The organism is Vibrio sp. 10N.261.52.A1, assembly GCF_002876325.1.
In the GTDB taxonomy this organism is placed as follows: domain Bacteria; phylum Pseudomonadota; class Gammaproteobacteria; order Enterobacterales; family Vibrionaceae; genus Vibrio; species Vibrio chagasii.
The window spans coordinates 1-1306 of record NZ_MCYD01001093.1 but is presented as its reverse complement, the minus strand read 5'-3'; the positions used below and the strand labels follow the sequence as shown (position 1 = coordinate 1306).

Here is a 1306-nt window from a genome sequence, read left to right as displayed (position 1 = left end):
ACGCGTGGCATTTTTACTATGCGTTAGTTTTAGTGGTTAAGGTGGTATGCGGAGGCATCGGCATTGCGTGCCTCACACCTTAACAAGGCGTTATGTGCTTTAGAGGAAAATATACATGGAAGTAGTAGAAGCTAGCCCTGATTTAGCTCCAATGTTAGCTAGTTATGCGAAAGAATGCTTCGATTCAGGTATCCCAAAATACGAAGATGTTGAGCTAAACCCTGAAGTCTATTTGTCTGGTTTGGTTGAGAGGTCTAAGGCAACCTCCGAATTACCAAATGGGTATTTACCAAGTACAACGTACTACTGCATTTCAAACTCTGAAATCCTAGGTGCTATTCGAGTTCGCACTGGGACTAATGCGAACGTAGAGAATGTAATAGGGCATGTTGGTTACGAGACTAAGCCATCAGCTCGTGGTAAAGGTGTTGCTTCGTTTCTTCTGGCTTGGGTGCGCGACAATGCTGTAAATGACTCGGTTATTGTTACCTGTTCAATTGATAACCCAGCATCTCAAAAGGTTATAGAAAACTGCGGTGGCGAATATCTGGGTAACTATACAGATGATAATGAAGGTACAGTAAGGCGCTATCGTTTAGCACGCACATAACAAGCAATTCAAGCTGATTCGCAACGCTCGGCACTTTAGGTTTCAACTTGTTTGGTGATTACGGTGCAGTGTTTTAGTAAGGTAGCAGCGTTGCTCACAACTTAATTGGGCGTTAGGCATCAAGGAGTCATTGTGAAAGTTGGTGATATGAATATTGGTGAATTAAAGCCAATCCCAGAACCGGAGTTATGTGACGAAAAGGAAGTTTTTGCCTTTTTTGGGTTAGCTTCGTTCAATGCCCAGTGCGCTGAAAAAGCCCTAGTAAACTTCGCGATGGGTTATAAAGTCGTCGACAATTCAGCACTGAATCAAGAAGAGTGGTTAGAAATATATAATGGGTTAAATTCCCATACATTTGGTCGTCTATTGGGACAAGTTAAGAAGAAAGTTGATCTACCTTATGAGTTAGTAACACACCTTGAAGCTACTCTGAAAAAGCGTAACTGGCTAGCACACGATTTCTTTTACGATTATGCAATGCATATGTCAGATACTGATGGTCGCAAAGAAATGATCACTGAACTCCAGAACTTGATACACATGTTCCAAGTTGCTGATCACGCGGTAGAAAAACTGAGTTTGAAAGTGTGGGAAACAATGGGGATTACCGAAGATTGGCTACAAAATGAAGTTGCAACTCAACTTAAAGAGTACCATTCGGGAAAAGATGCCTAACAAACTGTTTAAGAGTGATTC

The 1306-nt window shown here is 41.7% G+C and carries 2 protein-coding genes; both read left to right on the top strand.

Annotated features, from left to right (window positions below):
- Window positions 1-115: 115 nt before the first annotated feature.
- Window positions 116-610, top strand: a complete 495-nt coding sequence (locus BCT81_RS23475) for a GNAT family N-acetyltransferase (RefSeq protein ID WP_102426039.1) — start codon at window positions 116-118, stop codon at window positions 608-610.
- Window positions 611-742: 132 nt separating this feature from the next.
- Entirely contained in the window at window positions 743-1285 is a 543-nt protein-coding gene (locus BCT81_RS23470) for a hypothetical protein (protein ID WP_102426038.1), read from the top strand.
- Window positions 1286-1306: the final 21 nt, after the last annotated feature.